Raw genomic sequence first — 18,394 nt, 5'->3', positions numbered from 1 at the left:
TTCAAATGAAAAAAGGGTTCTTTGTCAAATAACGTTGGTGAATAATATATGCCGACTAATTATTGGAAGATTGGCCATGCTTTTAGGCAGCCTTACACTGCTTAGGGGCGTGGCTTTTTTGTTCTGTTTTCTTAAAGTCTGTTTCAAATGGTTTGAGTTTAAAATGTAAAATAATTCGCTTTTTGTAATGATCGAAATTTCTATAACCATACGCCACGCGATTTAACACTTTGATTTTATTGTTCATCCCTTCGATTCTTCCATTGTTATAAGGATAGCCAAAGCTGTTTTGTATGTATGGAAGGTGCTTCTTCAGTGTTTTTAAGCTAGTTTTCATATAATTGGAAATGAAGGGTTGAACTGGATTTTCTAAGCTTGACGCCAACAGTTGAAAATCTTTCGTTTCCATTGCTTTTAAAAGAATTTGATAGAGTTCGTAATTCGCTTTTAATACGGGATCATATGCCAACATCTCCTCCAAGATACTGATTTCGAGACGTTGTCCAAATAGCGGGTAGTATTTGTATTCAACACTAGAAAGCTCTGATGCCTTTTTAAGAATTAGCTTCCAGTAGCGCTTCAGCCGACGGTACTTTTTCAAGTCTTCATTATTTGATGTTCTGAATTGATTCATCACATGGACACGGCACTTATTCATGGACCGATTGATTAACTGAACGAGGTGAAACCGATCGATAATGATTTTCGCATTTGGGAACAATTCCTTAATGACATTTACATAGCCTGCATTCATATCAATCGTTACCGTCTCTACATTTTGGCGATCTGTTAGACTGTAATTTACCATGAAGTGATTTTTAATGGCGAAGCTATCACGACGATCTAGAATGTCTAAAATATCCCCATTCAACACATTGATATACTCAAAAGCCATCGCACCTTTTGCGTATTTAAATTCGTCAAAAGAAAGATGTTTTGGGAGTTTAGCATGATAGGGCTTGAATTGTTTCGCACCCTCATTAATCACGCGTTGAACAGTTGTCGGTGAAACCGAACAATCTTTAGAGATGGATTTTAGTGATTGGGCTTCAGCAGATTTAATCATCACTTGTGCTTTAACATTCTTTGAAATATAACAATTTTGTTCGACTATGGGTGTTTTAGCCGTGAAACTGTTGTTGCATTTTTTACAAAGAAAGCGTTGTTTTTTTAATAATAGATAAGTCGGATTAACCCCAGTGAAAGGAAGGGTAATACGAGATAATTGAGTCCCATTTTTATAAATGGTAAAGTTCGTGTTTTCAACCCCACAATTTACACAATGCGTAGGGCTGTAAGTCAATGTCCCACTGATATATTTACAAGCCTTTCCTTTAAAAGTACCTGCTTTAACACAATCTTCATCAAATGTAATGTTTGGGTCTTGAATATCGATTAAAGATTTAATACTATTAGAATATGACAAGTGAGTTTCCTCCTGAATAATGGTTTTAGTCGACTTTAATTCTACAGGGAATCTCACTTGTTTTCTATTATAAAAAGAAAATAACGTTAATGAAATCCCGTCACCTTCTCCAACTTTCAGGAGGAGGTGATTTTCATTCACCAACGTTATAAATTGTACAACCGAATCAGAGCCACCAGTATAACTGGTGGTTTGCTCTGCGCGTGAAACGCTGGGGTACTGGCCCATGTCTAAAGACATACTGAAAGGTCCGCCAACCGCACTCCGTTCTCACACTACCACTAAAGTGGTTCTATTTATTTCCTCTTTTTAGGTTTTACTTCCTCACCTGTGAAAGGATCAATGAATTCTTTCATCGTCATTTGATCCTCCAAAATATCTTCCTGCAATTGATTTTTTATATACTCTTGTATCACTTTTCTGTTCCGGCCTACTGTATCTACATAGAATCCACGACACCAAAACTTCCGATTTCCATATTTATATTTTAAGTTTGCATGTCGGTCGAAAATCATTAAACTACTTTTTCCTTTTAAATAGCCCATAAAGGATGAAACACTTAATTTCGGTGGAATACTTACCAGCATATGAATATGATCAGGGCAAGCCTCTGCTTCTATTATTTCAACGCCTTTTCTTTCACATAATTGGCGTAATATTTTTCCTACATCTGCTCTTATCTTTCCGTATATAATTTGTCTTCTATATTTTGGTGCAAAAACAATGTGATACTTACAATTCCATGTTGTATGTGCTAAACTTTTATTATCCATTTGGATCCCCTTTCGTACAGAGTCGGTTGGCTAGACCTAACTCCATTGTACGACCGGGGTTTTTTTTCTGTCCATAGCTAAAAGCTTTTTAGAACCCCTCGCATAGCAAGGGGTTTTCAATTCTACAAAAAAAAAGCGAGTATGAGAACGAATTGATCGTTCTCATACTCGCAATAAAAATCAGAAAGGACTTTTTCAGTGGCCTCCTTTTTGTATGGCGTATTTTTTAAAAGACTACCGGCAAGTCTTTTTATGATTACTTTCCGTCTTCAATAATGGTTTCCATATCAACTGCAATTGTATCATACGGTACATCTTTATATCCACTATAGCTTTTTACTACGATACCATCCTGATTCACTAAGAAAAAGCTTGATCCATGAACGACCTGATTCGAATTTGGATCATCTTTGACTAATGTTTTAAATGATTTTAATGCAAATTGAGCAATATCATCTTGAGAGTAGCCTGTTAGAAGATCCCATTTTGAATCATCTGCTACAGGGTACTGCCCTATATATTTTTTTAGTCTCGCAGGTGTATCTGTATCAGGATCCACACTAAATCCAACGATTTTGTAATCTTTTAATCCCTTTTTTTCAAAAGATTTTTGGATATCTGTCATATTTCTTGTCATTGGTGGACATATACTTGTACAGTTTGTAAAGATAAACATGGCAAGCCACGGTTTTCCTTTCAAACTTTCTAATGATACCTTATCACCGTTTTGGTTCGTATAGTTGAAGTTTTGCACTTTCCAGTCCGTTTCTGCTTTAAACTTTTCACTACCACCGCAGGCAGATAATAGTACAGATAAAACCAAAAATAATGATGCTATGATCCATCTTTTTTTCACTTTGTCTTTCACTCCTCATCTGCATTCATCTTAACGAATTGTACCACATTTTACAAGAACACTGTTTGAAAGCTTTAAGACGAATTTGTGAAACAGTCAATCAGTTTATTTTAAATTCATCAAGGCATCGTGAATTGCTTGAAGTTTCGTTTCAACTCGATGCATCAAATAGAATGATACAAATATCGGAAATCCCATTTCTTGAATCATCGTAATCCATTCATCCATCACAATTCCTCCTTCCTAGTGCCCATCAATTCGACACTCCAAAAAGTGTGCTATCAAGTGAAGCTTCACACCGTATTTTCTTGATCCCAACTGCGTACATACGAGGGGGACCTAATTTTTATAGGCTGCCGCTCCCCTGCATATTCTCCTTTTACTGGAATCTTGAACTAAGTGAAGTCTTCCTATCGTTAAGGCGCTATTAAAAAAGCTGCCTGCACTATCAAAAAGATAGAAAGGCAGCTTTCTCTTTATCCATTATGCATGTATCTCAGTGACTGTACGTTCTACATAACGAGCACCTACAATTTCTGAAAGTGATGCACCATTGATAGCAAATACATTACTTGCTAGCACCGTATCCATCACTTGATATACTTCTTCAGATGTCAAATTACTTTTAGGTGTATCAACACTGATAGAACAGTTTGCTCCACTAGCGGTTTTAAATTGTAATTGCAGTACCTTTGCCATTTCTTTTCCTCCTCTACTATCATCTTTTCGAATTAATCTTGTATTGCTTCTTGCGTTGCTACACTAGTCCCGATAAACGGGTATTCAAACAAACTAGCAAGCGCTGTTCCAACGATAGCCAAGTTATCCAATGATGCTTGTTCTGAAATATTTTGATATGTTTTTGTTTTTTCAATGACTTGGCCTTTTTCATTCAAACCTTGTGAAAATTTTAAACGTAGTGTTGCTTTTTCAAATGTTTTCGTCGCCATCTCCATCACCTCTCTTTCACTAATTACATAGACTTTCATCCTTCAAAAGAGGACAAGGAGTGCAAATTTTTTATTTACCTTTTATAATAGTAGGGAGGTGAATGCGGTGTTAAACGGTCCTTTTTTGTGGTTTATACTATTTTGGGTGGTCGTACTTATCGGCACAATAGCAATCGGCGGTTTCTTCATGTTCCGTAAATTTTTGAAATCCATGCCAAAAGATGATGGTAAATCCACTTTAGATTGGCAAGATTATTATGTAAACAAAACTTTGCATTTGTGGCATCAAGAAGAAAAGGATTTATTGAATGAATTAGTTAGCCCTGTTCCAGATCTATTTCGTGATGTTGCTAAACAAAAAATTGCAGGTAAAATTGGCCAACTTGCATTAGATGAAAAAGCAAAGAAGATTGATTTTGACTTAATCATTAGAGGATACATACTTGCCACGCCAAAACGTGATCATAAATTCTTACGGAAAAAATTAAATCAAATGGATATTGATATTTCTCCTTATGAAAACTTTTTAGATGAATGAAAGCTTAGACTCCACAATCTCTTTGAAGCAAGATTCTTCAAAAGTCAAAAGCACGAATGCCGATTGAGCAGCATTCGTGCTTTTGATTGTCTAGATCATATGACAAAGAAGACCTCTTCTGAAACAAACTCATTATTCAACTATGTTGTAAAAAGCGTAATTCTTTTTCCACTTTTTTATATTGGATCAACATCGCAATACGCCATGGTAAAATCATCGAAAAGGCTAATATCCAGAACATACCACCAAGCTCTCCAAGATGGAAAGAACCACTTAAATATACCTTTGCAACCGTTCTAATAACCAATAAGCCGATTAATATGAAAAAGAAAGCTTTAGAAGGCTTCAAATAAACTTCATCCTCTAAAACTTGGAATTTTGAGGTTGCAATAAGAACTGTTGAAAAGACTATACCAGCAATAACTGCCTCTAATACTTGCGACCATGCCACATGAAAATAGTCAAAACAGAACATAAATGCACCTGATGACATAGCAATTGGTGGAATAATAATCTTTTTCACACTTGCAGGTTTTTTGGATGATCTAGAACGAATCATCATCATCATAATCCCCATTAATACAACAGCCACAGTAGAGCCAATTAGCATAAATTGAGAAGGAATTGAACTTAACATCTCACAATCACCTATCTTTAAAAAATTATTCTATCATTTGACGTATAGTCGATACTAAACGTTCCCTCTCAAAAGGCTTCGTAATAAAATCTTTTGCTCCATTTTTAAGCGCTTGTAAGATAAGCTTTTGTTGCCCCAATGCAGTAACAACACAGATTTTTGCATTTGGATCATCTTTTACGATTTCCTTTGTAGCCTCTAATCCTGACATGACTGGCATTGTAACATCCATCGTCACGATATCAGGTTGTAATTTGAAGTATTGCTCAATTGCTTGCTTTCCATTTTCTGCTTCTCCAATTACAACAAATCCTGCCTCTTCAAGCATCGTTGTAATAGCATTTCGCATAAACAACGTATCATCTACTACTAATACAGTTGACAACAATTTCACCCCATCACATTAATCTAAAATTAAAAGCCCTGAAATCCACCAAAAATTGGTGTTAATAATTGATTTAGGTATGTCATTCCATCAAAGAACAAAATAATTCCTACCGCAATCATGATATAACCACCAATTTTAACGATTTTTTGGCTATTTCTTCGAATCCAATTCATCCGTGAAATAAAGAATGACAGAACAAAGAATGGAATTGAAAATCCTAGTACGTAGGCTAACATATATCCCATCGCAGACTCTGGATGTGTAGAACCCAACAAAATAATTGAAGCTAATATTGGTCCTGTACAAGGTGTCCAACCCGCTGCAAAAACAAGTCCAATAAGCATTGATCCTATATATCCTGATGGTCTATTTTTAAACTCGAATTTATGATCTTTCATCAAAAACTCTGGTGTAAAAATCCCCGTAATGATCAGACCAAAAACAACAATCAAAATACCCCCGATTTGACGGATTAAGTCCTCATATTGGACAAAAAAACTTTTTACAAAGGTTGTTCCAAAGCCTAATGCGATAAAAATCACAGAAAAGCCCAATAAAAAGAATAATGTGTGTAAAACTGCTCTTTTTTGTAGCATTCCTTTTTCATTTTTTAACTGATCAAAAGAAACACCAGTTATGTATGAAAGAAATGCTGGATAAAGAGGCAATGTACATGGTGAGATAAAGCTTAAAAAACCTGCCCCAAAGGCAAAAAATAAATTTATGTCTGTATTCATATGCAGATGTCGCTCCTTATAAATTCTACTACCATGTTACCAAACTTTACATAAAAATTCTCAACTTTTAACTGTGAAATTTTCTCGAACATTTAACATGTTACGACTATTATAATGCTATTTGACTATAAAAGCGAAGGATTTATATGGGATTTCATCTTATATTTTTGTACTATTACGAATTCGTGGAAAATATACGTCTTATCGATGAGAAGAATTTAGAGCTATTTTTCCTGATTTATAGCAGAAGAAGCGGTGTGAAAACAATTTTTTCTACAATAAATAGCTTAAAAAAACAGGGTTTTTCAAAAATTATGTCAAACAGACACGCCTAATTTTTATCAAATCAACACGCGTGTTACAGAAATTATCCATGGAAAAAATGGAATAGACATGTATGCGGCACAATCGATATTTAAATTTTAATTATAAAGTTAAATATATCCTATATAGAGTTTTCTTTATCTTTTTATGGATGCTAGTTTATCCAATGAGATTATTGCAGGTAATTACCTACACTTAGTTCTTGCTTTGAACGTCATCAGTTAACGCGGGATAAAATACTTTACTTTAAACAAAAAAGCCAGCTTCCCTCTGGAAACTGGCTTTTTCTGTAGCACACTATGTATGCTTCTTCATGGAATTAGTCCCCCTCTGTGGACAGCCTTCCAATTTTATCTACCCTTTATAGTAGAGTTTTAAGCATGAGACAATTTTTCTTTTGCCTTTTCAATTTGGATCTTCACTTGATCGAAACCTGTCCCACCAAGGGAATGACGACGTTTAACAGCTGTCTCCGGTGCTAATACATCGTACACATCCGCTTCGATTAGATTGCTTGCCTCTTGCAAGTCCTCAAGAGGAAGGTCTAATAAGTAAATACCTCGTTGAATGCAAAGAAATACTAATTTTCCTGTTACTGCATGAGCTTCACGGAATGGCATGCCTTTAGTAGCCAAATAATCCGCAAGTTCAGTTGCATTTGAAAAGTCTTGATGAACTGCCTTCTTTAAAGTATCCTTTGAAACAGTCATTGTACGTACCATACCTTCAAAGATTTTAAGAGAACCAATAATCGTATGAAGTGTATCAAACATACCTTCTTTATCTTCCTGCATGTCCTTGTTGTAAGCTAACGGAATTCCTTTTAACACAGTCAGCAAGCCCATTAAATTGCCATATACACGACCTGCCTTCCCGCGAATCAGTTCTGCCATATCAGGATTTTTCTTTTGTGGCATAATACTTGAACCCGTTGAGAATGCATCATCTAACTCGATGAATTTGAACTCCTCAGTTGACCAAAGAATAATTTCTTCTGCAAATCTTGATAAATGTGCCATCAATAATGAACTATTGCTCAAAAACTCTACGATAAAATCACGATCACTGACAGCATCCATACTGTTTTGATAGACATTTGAAAAGCCCATTAGTTGTGCGCTCAATTCACGATCGATTGGAAATGTCGTTCCAGCTAGAGCCCCTGCTCCAAGTGGAGAGATATCTATACGTTTAACCGACTCGTTAAATCGTTCTTTATCTCGTTCCAACATCCAAAAATACGTCATTAAATGATGTGCAAAAGAGATTGGCTGTGCTCGCTGTAAATGCGTATATCCTGGTGCTAATGTATCGATATTCGCTTGTGCTTGTGCGATAATCGTTTCTTGAAATTTTGTAATCAGTTCAATTACTTCTGTTACACGTTTTTTCAGGAATAAATGCATATCTGTTGCAACTTGGTCATTGCGACTACGCCCTGTATGAAGTTTTCCTCCTACAGGACCCACCAAATCGATTAGCATTTTTTCAAGGTTCAAATGGATATCCTCATTTTCCACTGAAAATGTAAGCTCATTGTTTTGTGCCTTAGCTTTTAGTTTTTCTAGACCGTCTTTAATCGTGTTGACTTCATCTTTTGTAAGGATACCGGTTTCACCAAGCATGGTTACATGGGCAATACTACCTTCTAAATCCTCCGTTACAAGCTGTTGGTCAAACCCGATGGATGCCCCAAATTCATCTACCCATTGTTCAGCGGACTTTTGGAAGCGACCTCCCCAAAGTTTACCACTCATGCTTGCACCTTCTTTGCTCCTTTGTTGTTGACCATTGCGTTTACTTTAGTTGGTAGACCAAATAATTCGATAAAGCCTACAGCTGAAGCATGGTTGAATTCGTCATCTTTTGTATAAGTAGCTAATTTTTCATCATATAAAGAGTTTGGTGATTTACGTCCTTCTACAATTGCATGACCTTTAAACAATTTCACACGAACTGTACCATTTACATATTTTTGAGTTTCTTTTAAGAATGCTTGGATTGCTTCACGTAATGGGGAAAACCATAAACCATCATAAATAAGCTCTGTTAATTTTTTTTCAATTACTGGTTTAAAGTGAGCCAATTCTTTTACAAGCGTAATATCTTCAAGTTCCTTATGTGCAAGAAGTAATGTATGTGCACCTGGAATTTCATAAACTTCACGTGATTTAATACCAACTAATCTATTTTCAACATGATCAATACGTCCGATACCATGTTTACCAGCCAATTCATTTAGTTTTAAGATTAAGTCCGCTAATTTATATTGAACGCCATCAAGCGCAACTGGAACACCTTGTTCAAATTCGATTTCAATGACATCTGCTGTATCAGGTGCATCCTCAAGTGCTACTGTTAAATCATATGCATCTGCTGGTGGTGCAGCCCAAGGATCTTCCAAAATACCACATTCGTTTGCACGTCCCCATAAATTTTGGTCGATAGAGAATGGACTGTCTAAATTGATTGGAATCGGAATATTTTTAGACTTTGCATAATCGATTTCTTCTTCACGACTCCAAGCCCATTCACGAACAGGAGCGATTACTTCTAAATTAGGATTTAGTGATTTAATAGAAACTTCAAAACGAACTTGGTCATTTCCTTTACCTGTACAACCATGTGCAACAGCGACTGCGCCCGTTTTTTCTGCAATTTCTACTAGTTTTTTAGAAATTAAAGGACGAGATAAAGCAGAAACTAAAGGATATTTTTGTTCATACCAAGTATGTCCTTGTAATGAGATCAATGCGTATTCTTCAGCAAATTCATCTTTTGCATCAACGATATAAGATTCAACCGCACCAACTTCAAGTGCCTTCTTTTGTACAAAATCTAGATCTTTACCTTCACCTACATCTAAACAGCAAGCTACTACTTCATAGCCTTTGTCTTTCAACCATTGAATTGCTACAGATGTATCTAAACCGCCTGAATAAGCCAATACTATTTTTTTCGCCATATTGCATTCCTCCATAGTCACTGTATGTTTATGCGTTGATATATAATATTTATGCATTCATCTTAACACGTAATAAAAATGAATACAAGTGTATTTTCTTGCATTTTTTTAAAACTTTAAAATGACCATCAATTTAAGCTAAAGTACTTTAAAATTTAGGTTTTGATCGTAAAGTGAAACTTCACACAAGGAAGATTTTTCTTCATCCTCACTGTATATAAAGTGAGTTGATCAAGCTTTTACAGGCAATTGATCCTTCTACTTATCCTCCTGCTTTTTACAGAAGTTTTGAAGGAGAGGATCTTACTTGTATGATCAATTACGGAGTTTTCGAACTTGCCTGAAGAAAAGCGCCTTTTCAAAATCCATGACATCTTTACTCTTGTATTAAGTAAAACTAAGTTAACTTCTTTCATTAATTTAGTTTTAAAATAGACTCGTATATATTATTGGTGAAAGTTCATTTTATATAAGCTGAAACTGAAAAATGGCAGCACAAGCAAATGAGCTAGTGAAAATCACATAGTGGAAATCCTTCTATGACATGGCAATATGATCTTTGCATAATGAGGAGTTTCCGACTCATATATGGAAAGCCTACACCTATATTGCATTCGAATGAGAATCCGCTTTTTGAACAGGATTTTTGAACAATACACGCAAAATTTCATGCAATAAATGTATATAGCATACAATATTCACTTTTTATAAAAGAAACGTTTCCCTACCTTTTCTACAATACTTGGAGCAATTGCATATAGTTTACTTGAAATCCACATATATCTTGGTAAATTAACTTCTCTAGTTGTTTTACCAATTGTACGAATCGTTGCATCGGCAACTTTTTCGGGCTGCAATAATACATGCTTCATCGCTTGTTTATAAGAAGCTGTCTTATCTGCATGATCTATAAAAGGTGTATCAATAGGTCCTGGATGAATGCAGGTGACATGGATATGATATGGAGCCAGTTCCAATCGCAATGCATTCGTATAACCTATCATCGCATGTTTTGTCGCTGCATATACAGATGCTTTTGGTGTTGCAATCTTTCCTGCCTGCGAACCTATAAAAATAAGCTGACCATGTTTTTGCTCTTTCATCCTCTGCGCAATATATTTTGTTAATAGCATAGGTGCCTGAACATTGACATGCAACATTTCTAGTAAGTCTTCATCTTCCATTTCAGTTACGTATTCAAACGTACCAATACCAGCAGAGAAAATAGCAATATCAAGTTGTGGAAGCTGCTTGATAAGATGATGTACCCCCAACGGAGAAGATAAATCGCTTGGAATGGTCACGATATTATTCGTTGCCAATTCATTTAAAGATTTTTTATTTCTTCCTGTTGCAACAACATGATGCCCTTTCTCCGCTAGTTTATTTGCAATGATTTGCCCAACACCTGATGTTGCCCCCGTTATTAAGATCGTTTTATTTTTTAGCATACCAATATACACCATTCTCATCTTTTACTTCTGTAATCAAATCCTGATCTAATAAATAATCAATCTGTCCAATAGTTTGTGATAAAGTTAAACCGAGTTGAGATTTGTAAGGTATAGGGAAAATTTCTACATTGATCTGAAAAATATTTTTTGGACGTTCTTCTAATAATTTTAAAACTTTCATAGCCCTTATATGTTGTTTTTCAAGTCTTTCACGGACTAACTCTTGAACATTAGTAATTTCGCTCCCATGCCCACTATAAATTTTGTCAATTGGTAAAGTTAATAGTTTTTTCAGTGATGCATTATATTGTAGTAGGGATTTTGCCCGTTTTGCTTTTGGATTAAGTGGTGGTTCAATTAGTGGGTTCGATGAAATATTCGCAATTAATAGATCTCCACCAATCATTTCTTTTTTTTCTTCATTCCAAAAAACAAAGTGACTTTGTGCATGCCCTAGTGTTTCAATAGCGATAAGACCTTTGTGTCCTGGAATTTCATCTCCATCATGGATAACACTCGTTAATGTACGTTCTCCAAGCATCTCTATAGATCTTGTCATCTTTTTTGCCCAAAAATAATATTCTTCTGGAACGCCTTCTTCTTTTAATCTATCCAAGTAAAAATCATAATGTGAATTGATAAAGACAGGATCTCGGCGAAGCCATGCATCCACATAAATATGCCCTAAAACCTTTGCGTTCGGAAAAGCATCTATCCACCCGACATGATCTGGATGATGATGTGTTAAAATGACTTGTTCGATATCCTCCATTTGATATCCAGCATCCTTGATCCCCTTTTTTATAGCTTCCAATGCTTCTGGTGTTTTAGTTCCCACATCAACGATTGATAACACATCATCTTTTATTAAATATGAATTCACAGTCCCCTCTGGGAAAGGTACAGGTGAAATAATTTTATGAATCATCGTTAGTCCCCTTTTTCTTTTTAAAATGAATAACTATTCACTTTATTGTACATTTTTTTTTAATAATCGTCATCTTTTTACATTGACAAACCATGTTAGATTCACTATACTCATTTTACATATGCAAAGCGAAGATGAAGAATAGTACAAAAATAATAAGTTTTCAGAGAATGTGACCATCGGCTGTAAGTCGCATAACCTGTTTTTTTGGAACCTACTTCTGAGCAACTGTGGAAACACGGTCGTTTCTCTGCGATAAAGAGGAAATGAAGTTGTGCTATTTTTTCATGTAGCAAAACAAGGTGGTACCGCGGAATCAAGCATTTTCGTCCTTAAATTAGGATGGAAATGCTTTTTTATTTATCAAATTCTGTTAAAAAATACTTTATTTATTGGCTACAGTTGAGCACTTATACGCTGCACTCAGTCGAAGATATCACTTTTCCTCCTTCTTTTAGGATCATTCCTTTTGCATAGTATGAAAACTTGTCCATTATCATTGATGAAGTATAACAGAACCATTTGTAAAAAATGCATATGTCCCCATCCGAAAATGCTTGAAAGATGGAGACAATTCGTAAAATGAGCTTATGAAAGCTTAAAAAATGAGGAGGCGACTAAAATGGAGACAATTGTATTTGCTGGTGCTGGCTCAATGGCTGAAGCATTAATTCATGGCTGGGTTAAAGAAGGTGTTGTTTTGCCCAAATGCATTTATGTCATGAATAAGTCTAATCAACAAAAGCTTCAACGATTAGCAGATACCTATGGCGTACAAATTGTTTGTGGGAGTCGCGAAATTGTGAAAAAAGCTGATTGTTTAATTTTAGCAGTGAAACCAAAGGATATTCAGCAAGTAATGGATGAATTATCACCATTTTTGCCATCAAATACAGCTATTTTATCTGTAGTAGCAGGGGTTTCTATGAACACAATCGAACAAACTCTAGGTATAAGACCAATCGCAAGGATTATGCCAAATACTTCTGCAACCATTGGTATGTCAGCAACTGGGGTTGCATTCAATCAATCTGTTACAGCTTCTCTAAGAGAAGAATTTATGCAAATGCTTGAAGCAATTGGTTTAGTCATTGAAGTGAAAGAGGACGAGTTGCATGCAGTCACTGCCTTATCTGGAAGTGGTCCGGCCTATCTTTATTATCTAGTGGAAGCATTCGAACAAGCTGGTGTAAAATTTGGTCTATCTCAAGAAGTGGTACGACAATTGGCTATTCAAACAATTGCTGGTGCTGCTGAGATGCTAAAACAATCGAACGAGGAACCAACAGAATTACGCAGAAAAGTTACAAGCCCTGGCGGCACAACTGAAGCGGGCATTAAAGCTTTAGAAGAATATCATTTTGTAGATGCGATCGACGCATGTATCCAAAATGCAGAAGCAAAATCTCGAGAACTTGCTGCCGTTAAAGTAGCTAAATAAAAACCTTGTTGATTCATTCGTTATTGAGAATGAACTAACAAGGTTGAGACTAAAAAGTAAACCACTTTTGGTTTACTTTTTATGTTTATCAGAGGAAACAGTGTAGCGACCAGATGATTTAGATCGGCTTGTAAAAACAGCTAATAACAAGAAGAAACCCGCAATAGAGAAATACAATCCAGAATGATTTGCTTCAACACCGGTTTGAGGTAATGTGTCTTGAACAAATTCAGCATCATTTGATGATGCTGTTTCTTTTTTTATATGGTTAGTTGGTTTAGAAACCGTTGTAATGACCGATTTGGTAGTTTCAATAGTATTTGGTTGATGAATAGAAGTTGCAGCATTTGCAGTATTGCCATTTGAAAAACTGAAGCCTACAGCAAAAATACTAATCATCATAGCAACTATATATTGTTTAAACATTTTATATCCCCTCTATTATAAAATTCTAATCATATTAAAGGAACTTTTTGGCCCCGTCGGTACATTATATACCTATTTGTCTATTTTAACTATAAATCTTTACAAATCTTTTATAAAAAATTTGCAAAATAAGGCTTTTTTCTTACAAAAGGTTTTGAAAGCCGTAATTTAATATTATTGAATTTATATTCTAATATTTAAGGGATTATATAGTTATTTGATGATAAATTTAGTATGACTGTATCCTTCTTTACTTTTTTTCACTTCTAATAAGGCTGGCATAGCTTCTTTCAATTCAACTACATGCGAAATGATGCCAATCATTCTACCAGTGTTTTGCAGTTCGATTAATGTATCAATTGCTTTGTTTAAAGCTTCCTCATCAAGAGTACCAAATCCTTCATCAATAAACATCGTTTCTATTTGGATATTACCTTGGTAGGACTGAATAACATCCGACATGCCTAAAGCAAGTGACAATGATGCATTAAATTTTTCTCCACCCGATAATGTTTTCACATCTCGATTCTGTCCCGTATACGCATCATACACATCTAAACTTAATCCACTTTGTTTTCCCCTTGCCTCTTGTCGATTGCTTCGAACAAGTCGATATTGTCCGTTAGATATTGGCTTTAAGCGCTCATTCGCAGCTTGAATGATTTGTTCTAAATATTCGATCTGTAAATATCGTTCAAATGAAATTTTCATATCATTTTGTCCACGAAGCAGATCATATAGATCAATAATCTTAGAACATTTTCTTTCAAGTGCGGCAATCTGATGACTGACTTTTTCAATATTCCCTGCTAATTGTATAGCATCTAAATGATATTGCTTTGTTTTGTGCAATTCATCACTTGCCTTCATGGAATGTTGTCGAAGTTCTTCTAATTGTTTTTCTAATTGTACTTCATCTTTTAAGGTCTTTCCTGCAAAATCAGCAGCACCATCTTTTAATTGTTCTTGAAGAGCATATTTTTGTTTCATGTAATCCGTCAATTGTATTTCAAGTTGTTCTAATACATCTGGTTGTATACGCGCTGCTTGATAGTCACTTCCCCTTTCAAATCCAGCTGCTAAGACCGCTTCCTTAAATCGATTTTGTGCTACTTCCAAAGCATCTTGTGCTTCTATTTTACTTTGTTCGGCACTTTGAATAGAAGCCTCCAACGATACTACTCGGCGATGCATCAAATCCACTTGTTGCTGTGCCTGTTCAAAACGATCCTTTAGCTGGGTTCGTTGGACAGTAGTGGTTTGGATCTTTGTATGAAGCACTTGAATCGATGAAATGGTTTCAGGTATTTCTTTTTGAATACGATTCCATTTTGCCTGTGCCGCATAGTAGTTTTCCAAGTGAGCATTCTTGTCTTGTTCCAATTTTTGTTGTTTTTGAGCTTGTAATTCTAATTGCGCATCTATGTGTTGTTTTTGAGTTTGTACTTGATCAAGTTCTTTCTTTTTTTGCTTGAGTTGTTGAATTTCTGATTGGAGTCGTTGATATTGCGTCAATAATTGTTGCCCGTCTTTTATTTCCACTCCTAAAAGGGCTAACTTTTCTTCGAATTGACGAAGCAGCTGTGCACTAGCTTGGACCTTACCATGCAACTCAAAATACTGATTAGTTGCTTGTTCTGCCTGTGATCTCAATTTAGAAAGCCGTTGTTCGTTAACCCCACTTTCACTATGGGCTGCTTGGATAGGATGGTGTTCGATGCTTCCACATACAGGGCAAGGTTGTCCATCCACCAGTTGTGCCGCTAAGATAGTTGCCTGATTGCTTAGCCATTTTCCTTCCTCAATTTTGTACTGTGCAGTGTACTGATGATAAATACGTTCTTTCTCTACTTCCAAATCTTGAAGCTGTTTTAATGCCGTTGATTGTTGTTGCCAGCTTTGCCACGCCGACGTTTTTTCCTTTAATAGTGAAAGTTGCTCATTTTTTTCATCAAATGGAACTAATTGTTGGGTTAAACTCGCTACTGTGCAGACTTGTTGAGACTGTACTTGACTTAAATTTCCCACTTCTCTTTTTAATAATTCTATGGATTTATTGTCTTGGTCAATAATTTGTTGCTGTTGCTTTGATAAATTTTCTGCTTTTGCTAATTCGCTAAACGTTTCTTCAAGTTTTTTAAATGACGCCAATTCAATCGTCAGTTCATCGATTTTTGGTTGATTAATCTTTTCATTTTCAAAAAGGTGGATGGCTTGTTCCAAGGCTGTCTTGGCAGTCTGATAGGATTCTTGTAAATGATTGAACGCCTGCTCCTTTTCTTTTTTCAAACGAACATTCTCATAATAGTGTTCTTCTAAAGGAATGATATGACTGGCTTTTTTCGCAGCATCTATCTTCTGTTTCATTTCTTCATAACTTTTAGATTGTTGCTCTAGCAATCCCAATTGCTCTTCTTTATCTTGATACGCACGCAAACGTTTATTGAATTCTTTTGTTTCCACAACTAATTTTTGTTGTTCTTCTGTTTGAAATACGATTGCCTGATGTACCTTTTCTTTCTGCAGCAGCTCATTTGAGTAGAATTCGATTTCTTCTTTTAAGGCATCTACCAATTGGTAGATATTCAAATGTTCTGAAGATAAAACTTGTTGTAATGATGATTGACGTTTGGGTAATGCCGTTTTTATATGTTCAATATGTAAATGTTGAATAGACTTTGCACTTGTTAATGCTTTTTCAGCCTCATCCTTTTTTTCTTTTAAGCGATCTGCTAAATGACGATAAGAATCCGTTTTAAATATTTTGCGAAGAATCGCTTCCTTATTTTCCGTTTCAGAGGTCAATAACTTACGGAATTCACCTTGAGGTAACATCACGATTTGTTTAAATTGATCTTTTGATAAACCGATAATTTCCTCCATTTTTTGATTGATTTCGGTTACTTTTTGTGATTCAACAACAGGTCTTTCTCCTTCAGAAAGAATTTCAACAAACTCTAATTTATCTCCTGTTGCACTTTTATTGCCCTTTTTCTTATGAGCAAGCTGACGCAAAATTCGATATGTTCTCCCCTTCATTGAAAAAATTAATTCAGCAGAAGTATGTGTATCTTCATTTGCAAAATCACTACGAACTTCTTTCATATCAGCACGGTCTTCACCACTTGCGGAACCATATAAAGCAAAACAAATACCATCAAAAATAGTTGTTTTGCCTGCCCCAGTTGATCCGGATATCACAAATAATTTATGTTCTCCTAATTCTCTAAAATCAATTATTTCAGTATCCTTATATGGTCCAAAAGCAGTAAGTTTCAGCATTAACGGTTTCATACATTTTTCACCTCCACTTCACGTTGTAATAATAATTCCTCTTGCAGTACTTCTCGGAAAAGCTCAATAGTCTCATCATCTGCATCTTTTCCTAAAATTTCTCGATAGAATGATGTAAATAATGTCATTTCATCCATTTTTTGACGCGATACAATCTCATGTTGTACATCACTAAAATCTTTTAAAATGACACGTTCAACATGCATCGCGTTTGGATAGACAGAACGGATTTTTTCCATAGGTGAAATAATGGGGGTATCATCTAATAGTTTTACAAAAACATAATCTTCGCTTTTTGGCGACTTTAAAATTTCTTCCATAGTGTTTTCAACTGTTTTAAGATCTCGTTTTGGTATTAATTCTTTTTTGGTAACACGAATGGAGCCATCAGCAGATAAGTCGACCATTAAATACCCTTTTTTATGTGTTTCCTCTGAAATAGAATATTTTAATGGCGATCCCGAATAACGGATTTTTTCAGAATCTACAAAATGAGCTTGATGTAAATGACCAAGCGCTGTGTAATGGAATGGTTCAAATAACTTGGCATCAATACATTCTGAACCCCCAATTGATAATGGGCGCTCTGCATCAGTAGCATTCTCTTCATCGGCTCCATCTTTCGTCACAAAAGCATGTCCAACTAATACATGTCTGGCACTTGAATCCAGTGAATCAACCACATTTGCTATAATTTTTGCCATTGCATCTTGTTGAGTTTTAATCGTATCATCAGCATATAAATAACGTACATGAGAGGGATCCGTATAAGGAATTAAGTGAAAGTGAACTTCACCAAATTCATCATGTAACACAACAGGTTTTAAATCCTTTGATAAATTCCCCATAATATGGAGACCTTTTGCCCCCATAAAACGTGAGCCAAAGTGAATACGTCCTGGACTATCATGATTGCCTGATATAGCGACGACTGGAATATCTCGTTTGATAGCGATTTCCGAAAAGATATCATCTAATAACGCCACCGCTTCCGTAGCTGGAACCGATCGATCATATAGGTCTCCTGCTATAACGACTACATCAGGCCTTTCTTCATCAATATCTTGCAAAAATTGCTGTAAAATAAACGCTTGGTCTTCGATCATGGAAATACCTTGTACCAATTTTCCCAAATGCCAATCTGCTGTGTGAAAAATCTTCATATGATCACTCCAATCTTTAAAACTATTAACTCTATAAGGATATTATCGACTTTTTCAGCTAGTAATGTGACAAACGAAAGATGATGACGGTTCT

Annotated in this window: 18 protein-coding genes and 1 other annotated feature; of the genes, 2 read left to right on the top strand and 16 right to left on the bottom strand. The window is 35.5% G+C overall.

The window, feature by feature from the left end:
- Nucleotides 1-82: 82 nt before the first annotated feature.
- The 6 genes from FEZ13_RS03935 to FEZ13_RS03910 all read right to left on the bottom strand — a co-directional run bounded on the left by FEZ13_RS03935 (nt 83) and on the right by FEZ13_RS03910 (nt 4,005).
- On the bottom strand, nt 83-1,426 hold the full coding sequence (locus FEZ13_RS03935) for an ISL3 family transposase (RefSeq protein ID WP_146551469.1): 1,344 nt from the start codon (nt 1,424-1,426) through the stop codon (nt 83-85).
- A 296-nt stretch (nt 1,427-1,722) separates the two neighbouring features.
- Nucleotides 1,723-2,199, bottom strand: coding sequence for an IS200/IS605 family transposase (tnpA, locus tag FEZ13_RS03930; RefSeq protein ID WP_146551549.1), 477 nt, complete (start codon nt 2,197-2,199; stop codon nt 1,723-1,725).
- Nucleotides 2,200-2,455: 256 nt separating this feature from the next.
- A complete protein-coding gene (locus FEZ13_RS03925; protein WP_146551548.1) occupies nt 2,456-3,055 on the bottom strand; it encodes an SCO family protein in 600 nt (199 codons plus the stop codon).
- A 105-nt stretch (nt 3,056-3,160) separates the two neighbouring features.
- Nucleotides 3,161-3,283 (bottom strand): YvrJ family protein, encoded by a 123-nt coding sequence (locus FEZ13_RS03920; protein WP_146551547.1) that lies wholly within the window; start codon nt 3,281-3,283, stop codon nt 3,161-3,163.
- A gap of 255 nt (nt 3,284-3,538) precedes the next feature.
- Nucleotides 3,539-3,754, bottom strand: a complete 216-nt coding sequence (locus tag FEZ13_RS03915) for a DUF2922 domain-containing protein (protein WP_146551546.1) — start codon at nt 3,752-3,754, stop codon at nt 3,539-3,541.
- A 32-nt stretch (nt 3,755-3,786) separates the two neighbouring features.
- Complete coding sequence (locus tag FEZ13_RS03910) at nt 3,787-4,005, bottom strand: DUF1659 domain-containing protein (protein WP_186725755.1); 219 nt, start codon at nt 4,003-4,005, stop codon at nt 3,787-3,789.
- Nucleotides 4,006-4,111: 106 nt separating this feature from the next.
- On the opposite strand from FEZ13_RS03910, the gene FEZ13_RS03905 reads away from it, so the two are divergent.
- Nucleotides 4,112-4,543 carry a DUF2621 domain-containing protein gene (locus FEZ13_RS03905; RefSeq protein WP_146548621.1) on the top strand — a complete coding sequence of 144 codons (432 nt, stop codon included), beginning with the start codon at nt 4,112-4,114 and terminating at the stop codon, nt 4,541-4,543.
- A 136-nt stretch (nt 4,544-4,679) separates the two neighbouring features.
- Here FEZ13_RS03905 and FEZ13_RS03900 read toward each other — a convergent pair whose 3' ends face one another.
- The 7 genes from FEZ13_RS03900 to FEZ13_RS03870 all read right to left on the bottom strand — a co-directional run bounded on the left by FEZ13_RS03900 (nt 4,680) and on the right by FEZ13_RS03870 (nt 11,976).
- Nucleotides 4,680-5,180 (bottom strand): CcdC family protein, encoded by a 501-nt coding sequence (locus tag FEZ13_RS03900; protein WP_146551544.1) that lies wholly within the window; start codon nt 5,178-5,180, stop codon nt 4,680-4,682.
- A 25-nt stretch (nt 5,181-5,205) separates the two neighbouring features.
- On the bottom strand, nt 5,206-5,565 hold the full coding sequence (locus tag FEZ13_RS03895; protein WP_146548619.1) for a response regulator: 360 nt from the start codon (nt 5,563-5,565) through the stop codon (nt 5,206-5,208).
- A gap of 29 nt (nt 5,566-5,594) precedes the next feature.
- Nucleotides 5,595-6,305 carry a cytochrome c biogenesis CcdA family protein gene (locus FEZ13_RS03890; protein ID WP_146551543.1) on the bottom strand — a complete coding sequence of 237 codons (711 nt, stop codon included), beginning with the start codon at nt 6,303-6,305 and terminating at the stop codon, nt 5,595-5,597.
- Nucleotides 6,306-7,003: 698 nt separating this feature from the next.
- Nucleotides 7,004-8,386 carry an argininosuccinate lyase gene (argH, locus tag FEZ13_RS03885; RefSeq protein ID WP_146551542.1) on the bottom strand — a complete coding sequence of 461 codons (1,383 nt, stop codon included), beginning with the start codon at nt 8,384-8,386 and terminating at the stop codon, nt 7,004-7,006.
- Nucleotides 8,383-9,594, bottom strand: a complete 1,212-nt coding sequence (locus FEZ13_RS03880; RefSeq protein ID WP_146551541.1) for an argininosuccinate synthase — start codon at nt 9,592-9,594, stop codon at nt 8,383-8,385. Before FEZ13_RS03880 ends, argH begins: the two co-directional genes overlap by 4 nt.
- Before the next feature lie 698 nt (nt 9,595-10,292).
- Entirely contained in the window at nt 10,293-11,045 is a 753-nt protein-coding gene (locus FEZ13_RS03875) for an SDR family NAD(P)-dependent oxidoreductase (protein ID WP_146551540.1), read from the bottom strand.
- Nucleotides 11,032-11,976 (bottom strand): MBL fold metallo-hydrolase, encoded by a 945-nt coding sequence (locus FEZ13_RS03870; protein ID WP_146551539.1) that lies wholly within the window; start codon nt 11,974-11,976, stop codon nt 11,032-11,034. Before FEZ13_RS03870 ends, FEZ13_RS03875 begins: the two co-directional genes overlap by 14 nt.
- Nucleotides 11,977-12,098: 122 nt before the next feature.
- Nucleotides 12,099-12,313: a binding site (T-box leader), on the top strand.
- 285 nt (nt 12,314-12,598) lie between these two features.
- Between FEZ13_RS03870 and proC the strand changes: the two genes are divergently transcribed.
- Complete coding sequence (gene proC / locus FEZ13_RS03865; protein ID WP_146551538.1) at nt 12,599-13,417, top strand: pyrroline-5-carboxylate reductase; 819 nt, start codon at nt 12,599-12,601, stop codon at nt 13,415-13,417.
- A 72-nt stretch (nt 13,418-13,489) separates the two neighbouring features.
- Here proC and FEZ13_RS03860 read toward each other — a convergent pair whose 3' ends face one another.
- The 3 genes from FEZ13_RS03860 to FEZ13_RS03850 form a co-directional block, all read right to left on the bottom strand.
- Nucleotides 13,490-13,843, bottom strand: coding sequence for an LPXTG cell wall anchor domain-containing protein (locus FEZ13_RS03860; RefSeq protein ID WP_146551537.1), 354 nt, complete (start codon nt 13,841-13,843; stop codon nt 13,490-13,492).
- 213 nt (nt 13,844-14,056) lie between these two features.
- Nucleotides 14,057-17,137: an AAA family ATPase gene (locus tag FEZ13_RS03855; RefSeq protein WP_146551536.1), complete on the bottom strand. Its 3,081-nt coding sequence runs from the start codon at nt 17,135-17,137 to the stop codon at nt 14,057-14,059.
- Nucleotides 17,134-18,300, bottom strand: coding sequence for an exonuclease SbcCD subunit D (locus FEZ13_RS03850; RefSeq protein ID WP_146551535.1), 1,167 nt, complete (start codon nt 18,298-18,300; stop codon nt 17,134-17,136). Before FEZ13_RS03850 ends, FEZ13_RS03855 begins: the two co-directional genes overlap by 4 nt.
- Nucleotides 18,301-18,394: the final 94 nt, after the last annotated feature.

Origin of the sequence: Rummeliibacillus sp. SL167 (assembly GCF_007896505.1) — a bacterium.
Taxonomy (GTDB): Bacteria; Bacillota; Bacilli; order Bacillales_A; family Planococcaceae; genus Rummeliibacillus; species Rummeliibacillus suwonensis.
Note: the sequence above shows the minus strand (reverse complement) of the source record. Positions and strands in the feature narration are given on the sequence as shown.